Origin of the sequence: Streptomyces sp. NPDC059037 (genome assembly GCF_042740015.1) — a bacterium.
Classification (GTDB): domain Bacteria; phylum Actinomycetota; class Actinomycetes; order Streptomycetales; family Streptomycetaceae; genus Streptomyces.
The window spans coordinates 1-18,136 of record NZ_JBHYIG010000064.1 but is presented as its reverse complement, the minus strand read 5'-3'; the positions used below and the strand labels follow the sequence as shown (position 1 = coordinate 18,136).

The window sequence follows — 18,136 nt, the reverse complement described above, 5'->3', positions numbered from 1 at the left end:
TCCCCCCCCCCCGCTGGGGGGGGGGGCGCGGGGGGGGGGGGGGGGGGCGGGGGGGGCCCCCCCCCCCGCGCGGCGCCGCCCCCCCGGCCCGGTGCGTGCACGGCCCAGCCGGCCGCCGACCAGGGGCGCGGGTCGAGGCTGTTGCGGGCGTCCACGAGGACGGGGGAGCGGACGACCGTGGCGAGCGCGGCGGGGTCGATGCGGCGGTACTCGGGCCAGTTCGTGAGGTGCAGGACCAGGTCCGCGTCCTCGCAGGCCTTGTCGACGTCCAGGGTGTAGGTCAGCTCCGGGTGGACGGTGCGCGCGTTGTCGACGGCCTCGGGGTCGTGCACGCGGACCGTGGCGCCCTGTTCCTGCAGGGCGGCCGCCACGACGAGGGCCGGCGAGTCGCGCACGTCGTCGCTGCCGGGCTTGAACGCGGCGCCGAGTACGGCGATCCGGCGGCCGGTGAGGGAACCGCCGAGGAGTCCGCGCGCCTGGTCGACGGTGCGCCTGCGCTGCCGGGTGTTGATCCGGTCGACCTCGTGCAGGAACACCACGGCGTCGCCGGCACCGAGCTCCTCGGCGCGGGCGGCGAAGGCCCGGATGTCTTTGGGGAAGCAGCTCCCGCCGAAGCCGAGCCCCGGCTCAAGGAAGCGGGGGCCGATCCGGGAGTCCGCGCCGATGGCCGCGGCGAGCACCGACGCGTCGGCGCCGGCGGCGTCGCACACCTCGGCCATCGCGTTGATGAAGGAGATCTTGGTGGCGAGGAAGGAGTTCGCCGCCACCTTGACCAGCTCCGCGGTGGCCGGATCGGTGCTGAAGAACCGCACCCCGGCCAGGATCATCGGCGTATAGATCGCCCGCAGCACCCCCTCGGCGTGCTTCGACGAGACGCCCACGACGAGCCGCTCGGGTCGCATCGTGTCCTTGACGGCGGAGCCTTCGCGCAGGAACTCCGGGTTCCAGGCGACCTCCGTGCCCGGGGTCATCTCGGCGAGCCGCTCGGAGAGCCGGGCCGTCGTGCCCACCGGCACCGTGGACTTGCCGACGATCAGGCTGCCGGGCCGCAGATGCGGGGCCAGGCTGTCCACGACGGCGTCGACGTACCGCAGGTCGGCGGCCTCGCTGTCGGGCCGCTGCGGGGTGCCCACGCACACGAAGTGCGTCCGGGCGAACGCGGCGCCCTCGGCGAGCGACGTGGAGAAGCGCAGCCTGCCCGACGCGACGGTCCGGGCGAGCAGCTCGTCAAGGCCGCTCTCGTGGATGGGGGCCCGGCCCGCCGCGAGCGATGCGATCCGTTCGGCGTCGATGTCGATGCCGAGGACCTCATGGCCCAGGTGGGCCATGCACGCGGCGTGCACCGTCCCCACGTATCCGGTGCCTATCACTGTCATCCTCATGACGTCGCTCCTCAAGGGTCGTGCCGGGTGCCGTTCGGGTGCCGTCCGGAGCCGGCGTAGCCGTCCGGATTGAGCTGCTGGAACCGCCATGCGTCACGGCACATGTCGGCCAGGTCGCGGGTGGGGCGCCAGCCCCAGGCGCGCGCCACCGCGCCCGCGTCGGCGACGAGTTCGGTGACGTCGCCGGGCCGGCGCGGCAGGATCTGGTACGGGACGGCCCGGCCGCAGGCCGCGGCGAACGCGGAGATCACGTCGAGGACCGAACGGCCCGCGCCGACGCCCAGGTTGAAGATCTGCATGCCGGGCCGGTCGGCGAGGTGGTCGAGGGCCACCCGGTGAGCCTCGGCGGTGTCCATGACGTGCAGATAGTCGCGGACAGCGGTGCCGTCGGGGGTGGCGTAGTCCTGGCCGAAGACGGGCAGCCGCTCCCGGCGGCCGACGGCGACCTGCGCGACGTACGGCATCAGATTGTCGGGTACGCCGCCGGGGTCCTCGCCGAGCAGCCCGCTGGGGTGGGCGCCCACCGGGTTGAAGTAGCGCAGGGCGAGCACGGTGAACTCGGGGCAGCGGGCGCACACATCGGCGAGCAGCAGCTCGCAGAGCCACTTGGAGGAGGCGTACGGATTGGTGGGCGCCGCGGGCGTCGACTCGTCGAGCGGGCCGCGTCCCGCGTCGCCGTAGACCGAGCAGGACGAGGAGAACACCAGCTGGTGCACGTCGTGTTCCTGCATGACCCGCAGCAGCGCTGTCGTGCCGCCGACGTTGTTGTCGTAGTACTGGATGGGCATCCGTGTCGACTCGCCCACGGCCTTGTGCGCGGCAAAGTGCACGACGGCGTCCACGGAGTGGCGGTCGAATACGGCCGACAGGGCGCGCCGATCACGGATGTCCAGCTCATAGACGGCACCGACGAAGCGGTCGGTGATCCGTTCCACGCGGGTGAAGACCTGCGGGGTGCTGTTGGAGTAGTTGTCGATCACGATCAACTCGTAGCCGTGGTCGAGGAGTTCGACGCAGGTGTGGCTTCCGATGAAGCCCGCTCCGCCGGTGACCAGGATCGTGGACGGTTTCCTCATGGCCGTTCACCAGCCCAGGACGGCGGCGGCGTACGCCGGGTAGAAGGTGATGGCGGTGGCGACCGGCAGTGCCGCCAGGAGGCCGAGGGCCAGCGGGAGGCCCGCCGTGGGCAGCGCGTGGGTGAAGCGGAGACCTGCCGCCCGTGCCGCCTCGCGGACGTGCAGCAGGGGAACGGCGATGGCGACGACGGCGTACGTCGTGGCGGCGAGCAGGCAGAGGAAGACATAGCCGGCCGACGGTCTTGTCAACTCGCCGACCAGGGCGATCGTGGAGAGGCCCGCGGCGAGCACGGTGAAGGGCAGGGTCAGCCGGACGGGCAGCGGCCGCGGGCCGCCGGTGTCCTTGGGCGTGACCTTGAACGTGAGCGGCCGCGAGCGCAGCTTCTGGCCGACCGCGCCGAACAGACCGAGGATGACGAACGGCCAGCGGGCAAGCGCGAACAGCCAGGTCTCCCAGCTGACCAGGGGCGCCGCGCGCGGTCGCAGCATCCCGCAGCGGCGCATCAGGAGCAGGGTCAGGAGCAGCCACACGGGCATGGTCCAGAAGTGGACCAGGAAGTCGAAGTAGTTGACGTTCATCCACGGAAGGCCGGTGATGACGGCGATCGGCGGGAGCGTGAGGCCCGCGGTGATCATCAGGCCGAGCATCGGGTAGTACGCGAGGGCGTAGGAGAAGCGCAGCCGCAGCACGAAGGGCAGCCGGCGCAGATGGTGCGGCAGCAGGCCCAGAAGCATCGTGGTCAGGCTCCGTGACCACTGGTACTCCTGCGTGATCATGTCGCCGAAGGTGAGCGGACCGTCCCCGTGCGCCTCGGCGTCGATGGCGAACGCCCCGTGCCAGCCCGCCGAGTTGAGCAGGTACGTGGTGGAGAAGTCCTCGGCGAGTTCCGGACCGAGCCCTCCGATGTCCCGCAGCGCCCGGGTGCGTACGGCGTAGTGGGAGCCGATGCACATCGGGGCGAGGCCGTCGCTGTGGCCGAGCTGCACCGCGCCGTGCCAGACGGCCTCGCGGTGCACTCGCCCCCGGGCCGCCCAGGAGTCCGGGCCATTGGCGTCGCACATGCTGGGCGCGGCGACATAGCCGATGGCGGGGTCGTCGAAGGGGCGGACCATTTCGGCGAGGTAGGTCGCGGCGGGCACATGGTCGCAGTCGAGCTGCGCGACCACGTCGTAGCGCTGATAGCCCCAATGGTCGTAGAAGTAGGCGAGGTTGCCTTCCTTGCAGCGGGTGCGGCGCGGCCAGTCGCGCCGGTGGTAGGGGGTCACGCCGCGGCGGCAGGACATCCGCACCCGGTGCCCGCGGCACCACGCGGTGATCTCCTCGGTCGGGTCCTCGTCGCACAGCCACACGTCGTAGCGGTGCGGAAAGTCCTGGGCCAGCATCGCTTCGAGCGTCCGCCGGGCCGTGGGCCACGGCTCCGAGGGGGCGCGGGTGACGGCGAAGGCGACCGGCGCCGCGGGGACCGGCAGATCCGGGTTGACCCGGCGAAGGCGGAGCGCGGTGACGAAGAAGTAGCAGGGCAGGCCGGTGAGGTAGAGCAGCAGGACGCTGTTGACGATCAGTCCCGCCCAGCCGACGCGGTGCTCGGGGCGCAGCCACCAGGTCCAGAAGTAGAGGAAGCTCAGTGCCCAGCCCAGGGCGATCACCGTGAGGAGGGCCCGGTCGCGGCGGGGGAGCGCGGGCACGAAGGTCGTCGGCCGGACGGTGCGCACCGGGAACGGCAGTCCGAAGACGGGGCCGCCGGGACCGATCCGGACGACGTTGCCGTCCGACATCCGCGCGAGCTCGCGCTCCAGCTCGGTCTGGTCCGCCGTGATCGGCTCGCTGTGCGTCATGGTGCGACGCTCCTGAGGGCCTGACGCTGTACGCTGACTTCGTACGTTTACGTCGTATATGTACGACTTTGCACCCGATGTTCCCTGGGGTCAAGGGGGCCGGAGCTACGGAGGCGGCGGTCATGCCGAAAGGCAGAGAAGCGGGGTCGGGGGCGCCCCAGGGGCGGCGCGCGAGCGACCGCGGACGCTATGGGCGGCTGAGCCGCGAGCGGGTGCTCGCCACGGCAGTGGAGGTCGTCGATCGCGACGGCCTCTCCGGCCTCAGCATGCGCAAGCTCGGCGCGGAACTGGGCGTGGAGGCCATGGCCCTCTACCGCTACGCACCCAGCAAGAGCGACCTGCTGGACGGCCTGGTCGAGGCGTTCTGCCTGGAACTGGAGGCGGATCTGGCGGGCCAGACGGACCAGGCGGACCAGGCGGACCAGGCGGACCAGGCCGAGCGGCCCCCGGCCGCCGACTGGCGGCGGGAGCTGCACCGCATCGCGCTCGCCACCTACGGCGTGGCCCTGCGCCACCCGAACGTGGTCCCGCTCCTGGCCACCCGTCTGCTGTCCACGCCGCTGGCCCGGCGGCCCACGGCCGTGCTGCGCAGCGACGAGCGGGTCCTGGCGCTGCTGCGGGACGCGGGGCTGAGCGACCGCCGCACCGTCCAGTTGCACCGGGCGTTCACCGCGTGGCTGCTCGGCTATCTCCTCGTGGAGCTGCGGGCCATGGACGACGAGCCGGGCGAGCCGGACCCCGCCTTCCGCCTCGGTCTGCACCGCATGCCCGCGCGGGAGTTCCCGCAGCTGCGGGCCATCGCCCTGGCCCTGGACGACCGGGGCGGGCCGGGTGAACTGGCCGCGGGGCTCGACGCGTTGCTCGGATCATGAGGTGCCGTTGCGTACGGCGTCGAGGTACTCCGCGATGGCGTCCCTGTTGCGGATCAGGCAGTTCACGCGCTCGGTCATGCGGTCCCGCTGGTGCTCCAGGGTGGCGATCATCTCCGGTGTCGCGTCCGGGAAGTAGATCGTGCGGGGCTTGTCCAGGCAGGGCAGGATCTGTTTGATGATGCGGGTGGGAAGGCCCGCGTCGAGCAGCCCGCGGATCTGCAGGACCCGGTCCACGAAGCGCTCGTCGTATGCGCGGTAGCCGTTCGCGGAGCGCTCGGCCATGATCAGGCCCTGCTCCTCGTAGTAGCGCAGCAGTCGCCGGGGTGTGCCGGTGCGCTCCGACAGCTCTCCGATCCGCATCTGATCGACCTCGCAGCCTCTCGCTTGACCTTCACATCAATGTGAGGGTTCGAGCATACGGGCATGAGCAACGACACCACACAACACGTGGGTTCCCGGGGCGGATCCGGGACCCGGAAGCTGCCCATCGCCGCCCTCCTGGCCCTCGCCACCGCCGTCTTCATCACCAGCCTCACCGAGACCCTGCCCGCCGGGCTGCTGCCCGCGATGAGCGCCGACCTGGGCGTCGGCGAGTCCGCGATGGGCCAGACGGTCACCGTCTACGCGATCGGCACCGCGCTCACCGCGATCCCGCTGACCGCGGCCACCGCGGGGTGGCGGCGCAAGCGGCTGCTGCTGACCGCGATGACCGGCTTCGCCGTCGCCAACACCGTCACGGCGGTCTCCGGCAACTACCCGCTGACCATGGTGGCCCGGTTCGTCGCGGGTGTGGCGGCCGGTCTCGCCTGGGCGCTGCTCGCCGGATACGCCCGCCGCCTGGCACCGGTCCAGCTGCAGGGCAAGGCGATCGCGATCGCCATGGCCGGCATCCCCGTCGCCCTCTCGCTCGGCGTGCCCGCAGGGACCTTCCTGGGCAAGGCGCTCGGCTGGCGCGTCGCGTTCCTGCTGATGACCGTGCTCACCGTCGTACTGCTCGGCTGGATCACCGTGTCCGTGCCCGACCACCCCGGACAGCGGCGCGATGTCCGCACCCCGGTCCTCTCGACCCTGCGCATCCCCGGCGTGACGCCGGTCCTGGCCGTCACGCTGGTCTTCGTCCTGGCCCACACGATCCTCTACACCTACGTCGCCACGTTCCTCGACCACCTCGGCATGGGCGGCTCCACCGACCTCGTCCTGCTCGTCTTCGGCGCCGCCTCCCTGCTGAGCATCTGGATCGTGGGCGCCCACATCCACCGCAGGCTCCGTACGCTCACCATCGCGAGCGCCCTGCTGGTCGCCGTGGCCGCCGGGCTCCTCGCGGTGCTCGCCGAAAGCCCCGCCCTCGTCTACGTGGCGGTGACGCTGTGGGGGCTCGGCTGGGGCGGCGCTCCCACGCTCCTGCAGACCGCCGCCGGCGACGCGGGCGGCGATGCGGCGGACGCCGCGCAGGCCATGCTCGTCACCCTCTGGAACGCGGCCATGGCGGGCGGCGGCGTCGTAGGCGGCATCCTCCTCGGACAGTTCGGCCCGGAGTCCTTCCCCTGGAGCGTCCTCACCCTGCTCGTACCGGTGCTCGTGGTGGTGGCCGCCGCCCGCAGGCACGGCTTCCCCGCCCGGCGCGCGGCGGCGCAATCCGGACCCGGGGCGGCGCCAGAACTCGCCGAGTACGCAAAGGAGTTCACATCCGCTTCGCCCCGGCCTTGATGGCCTCCCGGATGCGCGTGTACGTGCCGCAGCGGCAGATGTTGCGGATCTCGTCCAGGTCGCCGTCGCTGATCTCACGACCGGCGTCGGCGGCCTGCCGCACCTTGGCGACCGCGGCCATGATCTGCCCTGGCTGGCAGTACCCGCACTGCGACACGTCGAGCTCCAGCCAGGCCTCCTGCATGGGGTGCAGTTCCTTGCCGACCGTGCCGGGCAGGCCCTCGATCGTGGTGATCTCGTCGTCGGAGCCTATCTTCGACACCGGCACCGAACAGGGGTTGAACGCCTTGCCGTTGATGTGCGACGTACAGGACTGGCAGACACCGAGACCGCAGCCGTACTTGGGTCCCGTGACGCCGAGCAGATCGCGCAGGACCCACAGGAGGCGTACGTCGTCCTCGGCCTCGACGGTGATCCGCTCGCCGTTGAGCTTGAAGGTGTGGCTTGGCACGGAGGGCTCCTCAGTAGGCGCGGTCGAGACCGTCGGTCGGGGACTGCGGGGTTGACGGCTCGAGCGGCAGCGGTTCGAAGCTGAGCGTGCCGTGGTTGATCGGGAAGCTGGTCGGCAGCGTCCCGGTGGCGCGTGCGTAGGCGCAGGCGATCGCGGCGAACGCGGGCGCGACGCCCAACTCGCCTGCTCCGGCGGGCTTGTCGCCGGTGCCGGGCATCACGACGACCCGAAGTTCGGGCGGGGTGTTCCACTGCCGGGTGTAGAAGTAGTTGTCCCAGCTGCCCTCCAGCGGGATGCCGTCCTTGATGTGCAGGCTTGAGGTGAGCGCCATGGCCAGGGCGTCGTTCATGCCGCCCATCATCTGGGCCTCCAGGCCACGGGGGTTGATGGCGAATCCCGCGTCCACGACCATCAGGGCCTTGGTGACGCGCGGTCCGGTGACTCCGTCCCTGACCTTCCGGTTCACCGTCTCGGGCCGGCAGTCGATCTCGACGAGCGCGGCGACCGCTCCCCGGTACTCGGAGTGCAGCGCGATGCCCTGCGCGATCCCGGCGGGAAGCGACTTGCCCCACTCGCCCTCCTCAACCGCCTTGTCCAGTACGGCCCGCAGCCGCTTGTCCTTGAGGAACTCGCGGCGGAACTCCACGGGATCCTTGCCGAGCTTCGCCGCGAGCAGGTCGACGACCAGCTCCCTCGCGCACGCCACGTTCGGCGAGTAGATGTTGCGCATGCTGCCCGTGTTGAACTTCAGCGGCACCTCGTTGAGGAGCTGCGTGGTCACCCCGAAGTTGTACGGAGTGGACTGGGTCAGCTGGAAGATGGTCTCGGCGAACGTCAGATTGCCCGCCACCGGAAGCTTCGCGGCCGTCGACGTGATCATCTCGCCCAGGCCGTGCCCGAAGTCGGTCTCTGAACTGGTGTGCCGCTGCTCGTAGCTGAGCACATTGCCGAGCCCGTACGTCGCGCGGACCCGCGAGACACACATCGGATGCGTGCGCCCCTGCCGGAAGTTGTCCGTACGGGACCACGACAGCTTGACCGGCTTGCCCATCTTCTGCGAGATCTCGGCGGCTTCGGCGGCCACGTCGTGGAAGAGATGCCGCCCGAACGAGCCGCCGCCCTCGATCACATGCACGGTGACCGCCTTCTGGGGCAGCCCCAGCCGCGTGGCGATGTCCCGCTGGGCGACGATCGGCACCTTGAGGCTCGACCAGATCTCGGCCCGGTCGGCGCGCACGTCCGCGATCGCGTTGTCGGGCTCCAGCGGGCTGTTGCTGGCGAACGCGAAGGTGAACTCGGCGTCGACCTTCTTGGTGAGCAGCGGCGGTATCACCATCGGCAGCGCCGCCTTCTTGAGCTTGGCGAGGACGGTGCCGTCCGACTCCCCGTCGACGGTGCCACGGCCCCAGGTCACCTTCAGCGCCCGCAGCGCGTCGATGCACTGGCCGAACGTCTCGCCGCGCACCGCCACACCGTGCTCGACGGTCACGACATCGGTGATGCCCGGCATGTCCCGCACCGCGTCGGCGTTCTCGACGGACACGACCGTGCCGTTGATCGTCGGCGGCCTGCGCACCATCGTCGGCTTGGCGTCCGGGACCTGCATGTCCATCCCGAACGTCTTCCGCCCGGTCACGGCGGCCAGCGCGTCGACGCGGTTCTGCGGGGTGCCGAGGACGGTGAACTCGGAGGGGTCCTTCAGCCGGGCCGATGCCTGGACGACATGCGTGCTGGCCGCTGCCTTCGCGAGCGATCCGTACGTGGCGCTCTTCTCGGCGCCGTACGCGATGACGCCTTCCTTGGTGGTGAGTTCGGACGCGGCGACGCCCCACTGCCCGGCGGCCGTGGCGACGAGCCGCTGCCGGGCCACGGCCGCCGCGACGCGCACCGGGCGGTACATGCTGCGCATCGAGTTCGAGCCGCCGGTCATCTGGTTCATCAGGAGTTCCGGGCGGGCGTCGGCCATCGTCACCTTGACCTTGCCGATGGGCAGGTCCATCTCCTCGGCGATCATCATGGCGACCGCCGTGGTCATGCCCTGGCCCACCTCCGCGCGCGGCACCGCGAAGGACGCGGTGCCGTCGGTGTGCACCTGGACGGCGATCAGGCCCGCGGTGGGCGCCGCCGCCAGGTTCTGCAGATCGCCGAGGTCGAGGAGGTTCTCGGGCTGCGGCGGCGAAGGCACCACGGCCTCGGCGCTCTCGCCGGCCGAGTCGACGCCGAACCGTACGCCGACGGCCAGCGTGGGCGCGGCGAGCAGATAGGCGAGCACCCTGCGGCGGCCGGGCCCCTCGGACCCGTCTGGCCCATGCGGTTCAGCCTCCGCATCCTGTGCCGAACGGCGCTGTGCTGCCATGGGTGCTCCTCCCGGGAACGTGAACGATCAGCCGGGGGAGCCTATGGCGCGGCGGCGGGGGCCGCAGGCAGCGGGCGAAAAATCCACAGGGCCACCACAGGAATTGACCGGAAGTCAGCTCAGCGGCACGTTCAGCGGCCCGTCGAGAGGGGGCCCGTCGAGAGGGGGCGCGTCGAGAAGGGGCGTGACGAGGAGTCCGGTCAGGAGCGCGTCCGTCGCGGGCCCGAAGAGTCGTTCCCCCTCGGAGACGGACTCCAGGCCGGTGACGAGGGCGATGCATATGTCGGCGGCCTCGGCCGGTTCCACCGTCGCGGGGGTCCCCGCCTCGCCGAACAGGCCGATGAGCAGGCGGCGCAGCGAGCCGGTGAAGTCGTGGCAGATGTCGCCGAACAGGCGGGCCTTGTGGTCGAGGAGTTCGGCGGAGTGCGGAGAGTCCCCGGCCAGGCGAAGGACCAGGTCGAGCTTGGCCGCGAGGACGCCCCGGATGCGTTCGGCCTGCGCGGCGTCCGGGTCGCCCGCCGCCCGCTCGGCCCGCTCCAGCGCCTGGGTGTGCAGGCGCCGGGCGAGCTTGCGGAAGGCGTCGTCCTTGTTGCGTACGTACTGGTAGACCGCTGACCGGGACACGCCCATGGTGGTGGCGATGTCGTCCATCGTGGTGCGCCGTACGCCGTACCTGGTGAGGCAGTCGTAGGCGGCGTCGAGGACCTCGTCGAGCCGGTCGGTGCCCATCGGGGTCAGGCCAGCTTCTTCAGGAGTTCGGTGGCCAGCGGGGCGGCGGACGCCGGGTTCTGGCCGGTGACCAGGTTGCGGTCGACGACGATCTTCGGGGCCCACGGCTCGCCCTCCTGGAAGTCGGCGCCCGCCACGACCAGGCGGTCCTGGAGCAGCCACTTGGCCTTGTCGGCGAACCCGGACTGGGTCTCCTCGACGTTGGTGAAGCCGGTCAGCTCGTACCCCGCGAAGGCGTTGGAGCCGTCGGCCTTCGTCGCGGCGAGCAGCGCGGCCGGACCGTGGCAGACCACGCCGAGCGGCTTGCCCGACTCCAGGGCGAGGGTGAGGAGCCTGCCCGAGTCGGCGTTGACGGCGAGGTCCTCCATGGGGCCGTGGCCGCCGGGGTAGAAGACCGCGGCGTAGTCGGCCAGGTCGACCTCGTCGATCTTGATGGGGTGGTTCAGCTCGTCGATCGATTCGAGGGTGGCGGCGACCTTGTCGGCGCCTTCCTGGCCGCCGTTGAACTCGGGCGCCAGGCTTGCCCGGTCCACGGGCGGGACGACACCGCCCGGCGTCGCGACGACGATCTCGTGGCCCGCGGCCTTGAACGCCTCGTACGGGGCGACGGCCTCCTCGGCCCAGAAGCCGGTCGGGTGCTGGGTGCCGTCGGCCAGGGTCCAGTGGTGGGCGCCGGTCAGGACGAACAGGATCTTGGACATGTGTCTCTCCGAGGCTTCCGAGGCTGGAGTACCTGACGTTCCGTGCTCAGAACGTCAGTGCGTTGATGCCTCGAAGGTAGGTCCGCCGCCCCAAGGAAATCCAATAGGCTGAGCCATATGGGAGATCAGGATTCCGATGGATCGCCGGGAGCGGCGCAGCCGACGAGTGCCGCGGGCGGTCCGCTGGACCTGAATCTGCTGCGTACGTTCCTTGCGGTGTACCGGTCGGGCTCCTTCACGTCCGCCGCGCGCCTGCTCGGCCTCTCGCAGCCCACCGTCACCACCCAGATCCGCGCCCTGGAGCGGCAGGTCGACCGGGAGCTGTTCGAGCGGCTGCCGCGCGGCGTCGCCCCCGCGCCGTTCGCGGACGCGCTCGCCGCCGGCATCGTCGATCCCCTCGACGCCCTTGCGGCGGTCACCGGTCACGGCGGCCCCCTCGACGGCGCCCCTGCCGGGCCCGTCCCTCTGGCGGGCCCGGCCGAGATGCTCTGCCACTGCGCGCTGCCCGCCCTCGCACCGCTGGTCGAGAAGGGCGTCCGGCTGCGGGTCAGCACCGGCCTGACCGATCCGCTCCTGGACGAGCTGCGCGCAGGACGCCATGACCTGGTGATCGCCACGGCCCGGCCCCGCGGCCGTTCCCTGCACGCCGTGCCGCTGGCCGACGAGGAGTTCGTCCTGGTCGCCGCGGAGCCGTGGGCCGAGCGGATCGGCGGCCCCGACCGGATCGCCGCCGAAGGGCCCGCCGTGCTGCACGGCGTCCCGCTCGTCACCTACGCCGAGGACCTGCCGATCGCCCGCCGCTACTGGCGGCACGTCTTCGGCAAGCGCCTGACCCGCGAGGCCTCCGTCACCGTGCCCGACCTGCGCGGCGTGCTCTCCGCCGTGATCGCGGGCGCGGGCTTCTCCGTGCTGCCCCGCTATCTGTGCCGCGACGCGCTGGCCGCGGGCAGCCTCGTCCTGCTGCACGATCCGCAGGACGCCCCGATCAACACCGGCTATCTGGTCCAGCGCCCGGGGTCCGCGGACAACCCGCATGTCGCGCTGGTCCGCGACCAGCTGATCAAGGCCGCCCGCGCCTGGTAGCCGCGGTCCCGCTCACCCGGCGGCCGCCTCCTCGGTGATCCGCTCCCACTGGGCGCCCATGGCGGCGGCGAGCGCCTGCGCGGCCGACAGCGGACGCACCATCACCGTGAACTCGTCGATCAGACCGTTCTCGTCGAGGTGGAGGAAGTCGCAGCCACTGATCTCGCGGTCGCCGACGCGGGCTTCGAAGACGAGCGCGGAATCGCGGCCCCCGGCGTCATTGATCTCGCGTACGTAGCGGAAGTCCTCGAAGACGCGCGTGACGCCGCGCAGGATCGCCGCCGTGGTCGCCTTGCCGGGGTAAGGGCGGAACACGACCGGGCTGCTGAAGACGACGTCATCGGCCAGGAGCGCCTCGATGGCCGCGTGATCGCCCGCCTCGACGGCCTTGCGGAATGCCTGCATGCCACACCTCACTGCTCGGAAGGACTCGGAAGACCCGGGAGGGCCTTGATAGTCAATTTGTTGAGTAGGTGCGTGGGAGACTAATCACATCGGTGTACGGTGTCCAGATGTCTCTGAAGTACGCGGTCCTGGCGGCGCTCCTGGAAGGCGAGTCGTCCGGCTACGACCTGGCCAAGGTCTTCGACGTGTCCGTGGGGAACTTCTGGTCGGCCACGCCTCAGCAGCTCTACCGCGAGCTGGAGCGCCTGGACGGCGAGGGCCTGATCGAGGCGCGCGTGGTGCAGCAGGAACGCAGGCCGAACAAGCGGATGTTCACGCTCACCGACACGGGCCGCCGCGCACTGCACGCCTTCGCGGCCGAGCCGCCGCGCCCGACCGCCATCCGCGACGAGCTCCTGGTCAAGATCCAGGCCATGGACGGGGGAGACCCGGACGCCACCCGGGCGCTCCTGGAGGAGCGCGTGACGTGGTCGCGGGGCAAGCTCGCCGGCTATGAACGGCAGCGCGAACGCCTCCTCGCCGGACGTGACGAGGAGGCGTTTCTGCGCGACGCCGAGCGCGTCGGCCCCTACCTCACGCTGATGCGCGGCCGCGCCTTCGAGGAGGAGAACCTGCGCTGGTGCGAGCGGGCCCTGGAGATCCTGGCCCGCCGCGAGGCGTCGCCCTACCCGGCGGCGTACACGTCCTCGACGTAACGCCCCGCCCCGATCAGCTCGTCGAGCCACTTCTCCGAGTCCTCGGCCGTGGCCCCCGGTGTGCGGTCCCGGTGGAGGGTGCGGAAGGCGTCGCGTACGCCGGGCGCCATCCGGGAGCCGTCGCCGCAGACGTAGACACGGGCGCAGGCGGCCAGCAGCTCCCACACCTCGTCGGCCTCGGCGGCGATGCGGTGCTGGACGAAGGTGACCCCGTCCACCGGTGCCTCGCTGAACGCGGGCCGCAGCGAGACCGCCCCCGCTGCCTCTGCGGCGCGCAGCTCATCGGCGTGCAGGAAGTCGGCGTCCGGCCGGTCGCAGCCGAAGTAGCAGAGCGCGGGCGGTAGTTGGGAACCCGAGGCCAGCAGCGCGGCGCGGTCCGCGACCGCACCCCGGAAGGGCGCGAGACCGGTGCCGGCGGCGACCATGATGACCGGCGCCGTGTCTGCTCCGTCCCCGTGATCGATACGGAAGGCCTCGCGGCACGGCTGGACACGGGCGAGGACCGTGTCGCCCGGCCGCAGGCCGACCAGATGGCCGGAGCCCGTCCCCCGGTAGAGGCGGCCGCTCCCGGAGCGGGCGGGCGCCTGCAGCAGGGAGACCATCAGATCCACCTGGCCGGGCCGGACCGCGGGCGACGAGGACACCGAGTAGTGGCGCGGACGCAGCGGCGTGAGCACCTCCAGAAGCGTCGGCCAGTCCAGGGCGCCGCGCAACGCCGGGTGCGCCTCGACCACTTCGAGCAGCGTGCGCCCGTCGGCGGCCCGCGCATCGGCATCGTCGGCCAGGGCGGCAAGGGCCGCACGCTCCGGCGGGCACGGATTGGCGGCGGCGAGCGCGGCCAGCTGCCCGGCGGTCGGACGCTCCTGCAACTCGACGTGCCGGGCCATGAGTTGGCGGACCGTCAGCGGACGGTCCACGGCGATACCGTCACGGCGCGGGCGGCCCGCGCGGATGTCGAGGACGGCGTCCAGGTCCAACCCGAGTGCCCCGGCGGCCCGTTCGACCGATGCCGGGTCCTGGACGGGCAGCACGGTGAGATGGTCGCCGGTGCGGTAGGTCACGCCGTCGGGCAGCGCGAGCCGCAGGAACCGCTTGACGCGGGGGTGGCCGGGCGCGGTGAGGTCGTACGCCTCCGTCACGGTCATCGGGGCGAGCCCGTGGCGCGCGGCAAGGGCGTCCAGCGGGCCGCCGGTCAGCTCACGGACCTCGTACGCGTCCTGGTACGCGCCCGAGGCGTGATCCGCTTCCGCTTCCGCCGCGTCCGGGTCGCCGTACCGCTCCAGCAGCGCGGTGCGCAGCCGGGCCGTGAAGTCCCGTACCGCTCCGCCGAGATCGCCCGACGCGTCGGCCGCCGTACGGTCGAGCAGCCGGGTGCCGCCAAGCTCCGCGAGCCGCTCGTCGAAGCGGGTCGGGACGTGCTGGTAGGTGGCGGCCCAGTTGCGGTCGCCCACGCCGAGCACCGCGTACGTGACGTTCTCGGCGGTGGCCGCGGGCGCGCCGTCCAGCCAGGAGGCGAAGGCCGCCGCGTCGTCGGTGGGGCGGCCGTTGTAGGAGGCCGCGGTGATGACGACCGGGCGGTCGACGGGCAGCGCCCCCGCGTAGGCGTCCAGCGGCGCGACCTCCGTCTCGCAGCCCACCGAGGCGGCCTCGTCTGCGAGTTGGGCCGCGAAGTCCCGGCAGGTGCCGTAGTTGCTGCCGTGCAGGAACAGCGCGCGGGTACCGGCGCGAACCCGGGAGGGCAGCGCCACCGCGTCGGTCTCGGCGGCAGCCGCGGGGCGGGCGGCCGTGCCCGGCAGCTCACCGTGCACGCGGTCGGCCGCGGTGCGGGGCGTGAGGGTGAGCGTGAAGCCATCGGGCTTGAGGGTGAGCGTCTCCTTGACGGTCAGCCGGTAGTCGGCGTGGTCGTGCAGCCGGTAGCGGTGGACCAGCATGGCGAGCAGCATCGTCGCCTCGTGCAGCGCGAACTGCCGCCCGATGCAGGCCCGTTCACCCGTGCCGAACGGCTTGAACGCATGCGGGGAGCGAGCCGCCTCCGCCTCCGGGGTGAAGCGCGAGGGGTCGAACAGCTCCGGGTTGTCGCCCCACACCGGCTGCCGGTGCAGCATCGGCGTCAGGACCGTGACGCCCTGCCCTGCGCGCAGCGGGATGCGGCCGCCGAGCAGGGTGTCCTCGCGGGCGTGGCGGCCGAACGCGGCGGCCGTCGGCCACAGTCGCAGCGCTTCGTTGAGCACCTGACGGGTGTAGGTGAGCCGCCCCACCTCGTCGAACGTCGGCTCGGGATCGGCGGTGTCCCCCCAGAGCGCGTCGACCTCGCGGCGCACGAGCCGCAGCACGGCGGGGTGCTTGGTCAGGTAGTACAGGGCGAAGGACATCGCGCCCGACGTCGTCTCGTGCCCCGCGATCAGGAACGTGATCACCTGGTTGCGGATGTTGGCGGTGCTCAGCTTTCCGCCGTCGCCGGGATGCCGGGCGGTGAGCATCAGGCCGAGCAGATCCTCGGCGGAATCGGCCGTGCCGGGTGCGCCGGCGCGCGCGGAGACGACCTCGTCGACCACCTGCGCCAGATAGTCGGCGTCGGCCCGGAACGCCGCGTCGGCCGCCGAGTGGTCACTGCCCGGCGTACGGCTCAGACGCGTCATGCTCCACTCCAGGCAGCGCACCATGGAGTAGATGAAGGGATGCGGCTCGGCCCGCTCGAAGGACCCGAAGTCATAGCCGAACCCGGCAAGGCCGATGGTGTCCAGCGTCATCCGGGTCATGTCGCCGGGCACGTCCACGGGCCGCCCGTCGCGGGCGCCGCGGTCCCACGACTCGATGAGCCGGTGGGCGACGCGCAGCATGACCGGGTGGTAGGTCCGCATCGAGCCCAGCGCGAACGCGGGCATCAGGATGTCGTGCGCGCGGGCCCAGTCGGGCTCGTCGTTGTACGCGGTGAACAGGCCGTCCGCGGTGAACTCGCGCACGTTCTCCAGGGCGGGTCCGACATGCTTGGCGAACCGCTGCTCGTCGGCGAGTTCGGTGACGAGGTCGAGATCGCCGACGAACAGGGCGTCCCTGCCGTGCAGCCGCCGCCGCACCACCGGGCCGTGCCGCCGGGCCAGCTCCATGGCCTGCTGCAGCGGGGCGGCCCCAGGGCCGGTCGCGGAGATGTCGATCAGCGGGATGCCGTCGACGTCGTCGATCGTGTGCCCGGGTGCGGACAGGTCCGGGAGCGCTGCGGTGGGCGCGGGTGTGGGGGGCATGGCGCGACAACTGCCTTTCGCCGTACGGAAGTCACTGCCCCCAGCTTGATCGTTCTTACCCCCGGGTCAGTACCGCGCCACTACATGATTGTGTAGTGCCGTGAGCCGCCACGCACTTGACTGCCCAGAAGGAGCCGCGCATGGACTCCGTGCTGTGGCGCAACCGCGCCATGACCCTGTTCGACCGCATCCCGATGCCGGTCGCCGTGTGCGACGCCGACGGGGCGATCATCCTGGCCAACCCGGCGATGGCGGCGGAGTGGGGCAGCGCGCCCGGCGCCCTGCGCGACCGCAACGTACTGGAACTGTTCCGCCCCGAGGAGAAGACCCAGGTCGTGCGGATCGTCGAGGCGCTGCGCCTTGGCCGCCGCTCCCGCTACCCCGTCGCCGTGCGCTGGGAGGCCGCAGACGGGGTGCGCCGCCACGGCGAGCTGACGGCGGAGCCGGTGAGCGACACCGCCGACGAGGTCCCCGGGCTGCTCGTACTGCTCCGCGTCCTGGGCGAGGACACCGCCCCCGCCGCGCCGGAGACGACGGCTGCGGCCACCCCGTCCGAGGCCCGCATCCTGGCCCTGCTCGCCACGGGCGCCACGACGGAAAGGGCGGCCCGCGAAACGGGCCTCACCCGCGACGGCGTCACCTACCACCTGCGCCGCCTGACCGAGCGCTGGGGCGCGTCGAACCGGACGGAGCTGGTCGCGCGGGCGTACGCGCTGGGGGTGCTGGTTCCGGGGGAGTGGCCGCCGAAGGCGGCGGCAGCGGCGACCGGGGGTCAACCGATCGGTTGACCCGGCCGTCCCCCGTCGGGGCGGGCGAAGGCGGCTCCTAGGTCGACCAGGTCGGGCCGGATCCGGACCCAGGATGGATGTCAGAGCGGGAACGCAGAGCTTCCCGAGCTTCCCCGGTCCATCCGGCCGGTCCCCCCCGGTCCATCCGGCCGGTCCATTCGAAGGAGCCCACCATGAAGAAGATGTCGCTGCGTACCCGCGTCCTCACCGGCACCGTTGCCGCCGCCGCCCTCTCCGCCGGCACGTTCGGAGCCGTCTCCGCCAACGCCGCCACGCCGGCCGCCCCCGCCGCGGCCAAGGCCGACACCGCCGGCAAGAACGTCACGCAGACTTCCCACCTGACGATCGACGCCGCCACCGAGGCCGCGCAGGCCACGCTGGACGCTGCCGAGAAGGAGAACCAGCGCGTCTCCGTCGCCGTCGTGGACCGCAACGGCAACACCATCCTGACGCTGCGCGGCGACGGCGCGGGCCCGCAGTCCTACGAGGCGGCCGAGAAGAAGGCGTTCACCGCCGTCTCCTGGAACGCGCCGACCTCCGAGCTGACCAAGCGCCTCGACAAGGCCCCCACGCTGAAGGACATCCCCGGCACCCTCTTCCTCGCGGGCGGCGCCCCCGTCGCCGACAAGGGCGCCCCGATCGCGGGCATCGGTGTCGCGGGCGCTCCCTCCGGCGACCTGGACGAGAAGTTCGCCCAGGCCGGCGTCGCCGCCCTGGCCAAGTAGCCGCGGCCCTGTACCCCGGCGGCACCCGCCCCCCCCCCGACCGGTGCCGCCGGCCGTATCGGAAGTAAGCCCATAACCCCAAACGGAA

Annotated in this window: 16 protein-coding genes; 6 read left to right on the top strand and 10 right to left on the bottom strand. The window is 72.0% G+C overall.

Going from position 1 to position 18,136, the window contains the following annotated elements; all coding sequences use genetic code 11:
- The 3 genes from ACFWY6_RS15935 to ACFWY6_RS15925 form a co-directional block, all read right to left on the bottom strand.
- On the bottom strand, positions 1–1,382 hold a 1,382-nt coding region (locus ACFWY6_RS15935), incomplete at its 3' end, for a UDP-glucose dehydrogenase family protein (RefSeq protein ID WP_384689991.1).
- A gap of 11 nt (positions 1,383–1,393) precedes the next feature.
- Positions 1,394–2,458, bottom strand: a complete 1,065-nt coding sequence (gene galE, locus ACFWY6_RS15930; RefSeq protein ID WP_384689988.1) for a UDP-glucose 4-epimerase GalE — start codon at positions 2,456–2,458, stop codon at positions 1,394–1,396.
- 6 nt (positions 2,459–2,464) lie between these two features.
- Positions 2,465–4,294, bottom strand: coding sequence for a glycosyltransferase family 2 protein (locus tag ACFWY6_RS15925; RefSeq protein WP_384689986.1), 1,830 nt, complete (start codon positions 4,292–4,294; stop codon positions 2,465–2,467).
- Positions 4,295–4,416: 122 nt separating this feature from the next.
- On the opposite strand from ACFWY6_RS15925, the gene ACFWY6_RS15920 reads away from it, so the two are divergent.
- Positions 4,417–5,166 carry a TetR/AcrR family transcriptional regulator gene (locus ACFWY6_RS15920; RefSeq protein WP_384689983.1) on the top strand — a complete coding sequence of 250 codons (750 nt, stop codon included), beginning with the start codon at positions 4,417–4,419 and terminating at the stop codon, positions 5,164–5,166.
- Here ACFWY6_RS15920 and ACFWY6_RS15915 read toward each other — a convergent pair.
- Positions 5,161–5,526, bottom strand: a complete 366-nt coding sequence (locus ACFWY6_RS15915) for a MerR family transcriptional regulator (protein WP_384689981.1) — start codon at positions 5,524–5,526, stop codon at positions 5,161–5,163. The two genes, ACFWY6_RS15920 and ACFWY6_RS15915, sit on opposite strands and share 6 nt — an antisense overlap.
- 63 nt (positions 5,527–5,589) lie before the next feature.
- On the opposite strand from ACFWY6_RS15915, the gene ACFWY6_RS15910 reads away from it, so the two are divergent.
- Positions 5,590–6,873 (top strand): MFS transporter, encoded by a 1,284-nt coding sequence (locus ACFWY6_RS15910; RefSeq protein ID WP_384689978.1) that lies wholly within the window; start codon positions 5,590–5,592, stop codon positions 6,871–6,873.
- Here the strand turns inward: ACFWY6_RS15910 and ACFWY6_RS15905 are convergent.
- The 4 genes from ACFWY6_RS15905 to ACFWY6_RS15890 all read right to left on the bottom strand — a co-directional run bounded on the left by ACFWY6_RS15905 (position 6,848) and on the right by ACFWY6_RS15890 (position 11,110).
- Positions 6,848–7,324: a (2Fe-2S)-binding protein gene (locus tag ACFWY6_RS15905; protein WP_384689975.1), complete on the bottom strand. Its 477-nt coding sequence runs from the start codon at positions 7,322–7,324 to the stop codon at positions 6,848–6,850. The genes ACFWY6_RS15910 and ACFWY6_RS15905 overlap by 26 nt on opposite strands.
- A 10-nt stretch (positions 7,325–7,334) precedes the next feature.
- Positions 7,335–9,680 (bottom strand): molybdopterin cofactor-binding domain-containing protein, encoded by a 2,346-nt coding sequence (locus tag ACFWY6_RS15900; RefSeq protein WP_384689972.1) that lies wholly within the window; start codon positions 9,678–9,680, stop codon positions 7,335–7,337.
- A gap of 114 nt (positions 9,681–9,794) precedes the next feature.
- Positions 9,795–10,409, bottom strand: a complete 615-nt coding sequence (locus ACFWY6_RS15895) for a TetR/AcrR family transcriptional regulator (RefSeq protein WP_384689969.1) — start codon at positions 10,407–10,409, stop codon at positions 9,795–9,797.
- A 5-nt stretch (positions 10,410–10,414) separates the two neighbouring features.
- Positions 10,415–11,110 (bottom strand): type 1 glutamine amidotransferase domain-containing protein, encoded by a 696-nt coding sequence (locus tag ACFWY6_RS15890; RefSeq protein WP_384689966.1) that lies wholly within the window; start codon positions 11,108–11,110, stop codon positions 10,415–10,417.
- Positions 11,111–11,227: 117 nt separating this feature from the next.
- On the opposite strand from ACFWY6_RS15890, the gene ACFWY6_RS15885 reads away from it, so the two are divergent.
- Positions 11,228–12,193: a LysR family transcriptional regulator gene (locus ACFWY6_RS15885; RefSeq protein ID WP_384689964.1), complete on the top strand. Its 966-nt coding sequence runs from the start codon at positions 11,228–11,230 to the stop codon at positions 12,191–12,193.
- A gap of 12 nt (positions 12,194–12,205) precedes the next feature.
- On the opposite strand, the gene ACFWY6_RS15880 is transcribed toward ACFWY6_RS15885, so the two are convergent.
- Positions 12,206–12,598: a nuclear transport factor 2 family protein gene (locus ACFWY6_RS15880; protein ID WP_384689961.1), complete on the bottom strand. Its 393-nt coding sequence runs from the start codon at positions 12,596–12,598 to the stop codon at positions 12,206–12,208.
- 107 nt (positions 12,599–12,705) lie between these two features.
- Between ACFWY6_RS15880 and ACFWY6_RS15875 the strand changes: the two genes are divergently transcribed.
- Complete coding sequence (locus ACFWY6_RS15875; RefSeq protein ID WP_384689958.1) at positions 12,706–13,293, top strand: PadR family transcriptional regulator; 588 nt, start codon at positions 12,706–12,708, stop codon at positions 13,291–13,293.
- On the opposite strand, the gene ACFWY6_RS15870 is transcribed toward ACFWY6_RS15875, so the two are convergent.
- A complete protein-coding gene (locus ACFWY6_RS15870) occupies positions 13,263–16,535 on the bottom strand; it encodes a cytochrome P450 (RefSeq protein ID WP_384689955.1) in 3,273 nt (1,090 codons plus the stop codon). The two genes, ACFWY6_RS15875 and ACFWY6_RS15870, sit on opposite strands and share 31 nt — an antisense overlap.
- A gap of 140 nt (positions 16,536–16,675) precedes the next feature.
- Here ACFWY6_RS15870 and ACFWY6_RS15865 point away from each other — a divergent pair, with 140 nt between their 5' ends.
- Both ACFWY6_RS15865 and ACFWY6_RS15860 read left to right on the top strand, forming a co-directional pair.
- On the top strand, positions 16,676–17,323 hold the full coding sequence (locus ACFWY6_RS15865; protein ID WP_384689952.1) for a PAS domain-containing protein: 648 nt from the start codon (positions 16,676–16,678) through the stop codon (positions 17,321–17,323).
- 173 nt (positions 17,324–17,496) lie between these two features.
- On the top strand, positions 17,497–18,048 hold the full coding sequence (locus tag ACFWY6_RS15860) for a heme-binding protein (RefSeq protein WP_384689949.1): 552 nt from the start codon (positions 17,497–17,499) through the stop codon (positions 18,046–18,048).
- Positions 18,049–18,136: the final 88 nt, after the last annotated feature.

Coding starts and splice junctions, on each gene's coding strand:
- galE (WP_384689988.1), bottom strand. CDS start 2,458: ATGAGGAAACCGTCCACGATCCTGGTCACCGGCGGAGCGGGCTTCATC.
- ACFWY6_RS15885 (WP_384689964.1), top strand. CDS start 11,228: ATGGGAGATCAGGATTCCGATGGATCGCCGGGAGCGGCGCAGCCGACG.
- ACFWY6_RS15920 (WP_384689983.1), top strand. CDS start 4,417: ATGCCGAAAGGCAGAGAAGCGGGGTCGGGGGCGCCCCAGGGGCGGCGC.
- ACFWY6_RS15865 (WP_384689952.1), top strand. CDS start 16,676: ATGGACTCCGTGCTGTGGCGCAACCGCGCCATGACCCTGTTCGACCGC.
- ACFWY6_RS15890 (WP_384689966.1), bottom strand. CDS start 11,110: ATGTCCAAGATCCTGTTCGTCCTGACCGGCGCCCACCACTGGACCCTG.
- ACFWY6_RS15925 (WP_384689986.1), bottom strand. CDS start 4,294: ATGACGCACAGCGAGCCGATCACGGCGGACCAGACCGAGCTGGAGCGC.
- ACFWY6_RS15860 (WP_384689949.1), top strand. CDS start 17,497: ATGAAGAAGATGTCGCTGCGTACCCGCGTCCTCACCGGCACCGTTGCC.
- ACFWY6_RS15875 (WP_384689958.1), top strand. CDS start 12,706: ATGTCTCTGAAGTACGCGGTCCTGGCGGCGCTCCTGGAAGGCGAGTCG.
- ACFWY6_RS15870 (WP_384689955.1), bottom strand. CDS start 16,535: ATGCCCCCCACACCCGCGCCCACCGCAGCGCTCCCGGACCTGTCCGCA.
- ACFWY6_RS15895 (WP_384689969.1), bottom strand. CDS start 10,409: ATGGGCACCGACCGGCTCGACGAGGTCCTCGACGCCGCCTACGACTGC.
- ACFWY6_RS15900 (WP_384689972.1), bottom strand. CDS start 9,680: ATGGCAGCACAGCGCCGTTCGGCACAGGATGCGGAGGCTGAACCGCAT.
- ACFWY6_RS15880 (WP_384689961.1), bottom strand. CDS start 12,598: ATGCAGGCATTCCGCAAGGCCGTCGAGGCGGGCGATCACGCGGCCATC.
- ACFWY6_RS15915 (WP_384689981.1), bottom strand. CDS start 5,526: ATGCGGATCGGAGAGCTGTCGGAGCGCACCGGCACACCCCGGCGACTG.
- ACFWY6_RS15910 (WP_384689978.1), top strand. CDS start 5,590: ATGAGCAACGACACCACACAACACGTGGGTTCCCGGGGCGGATCCGGG.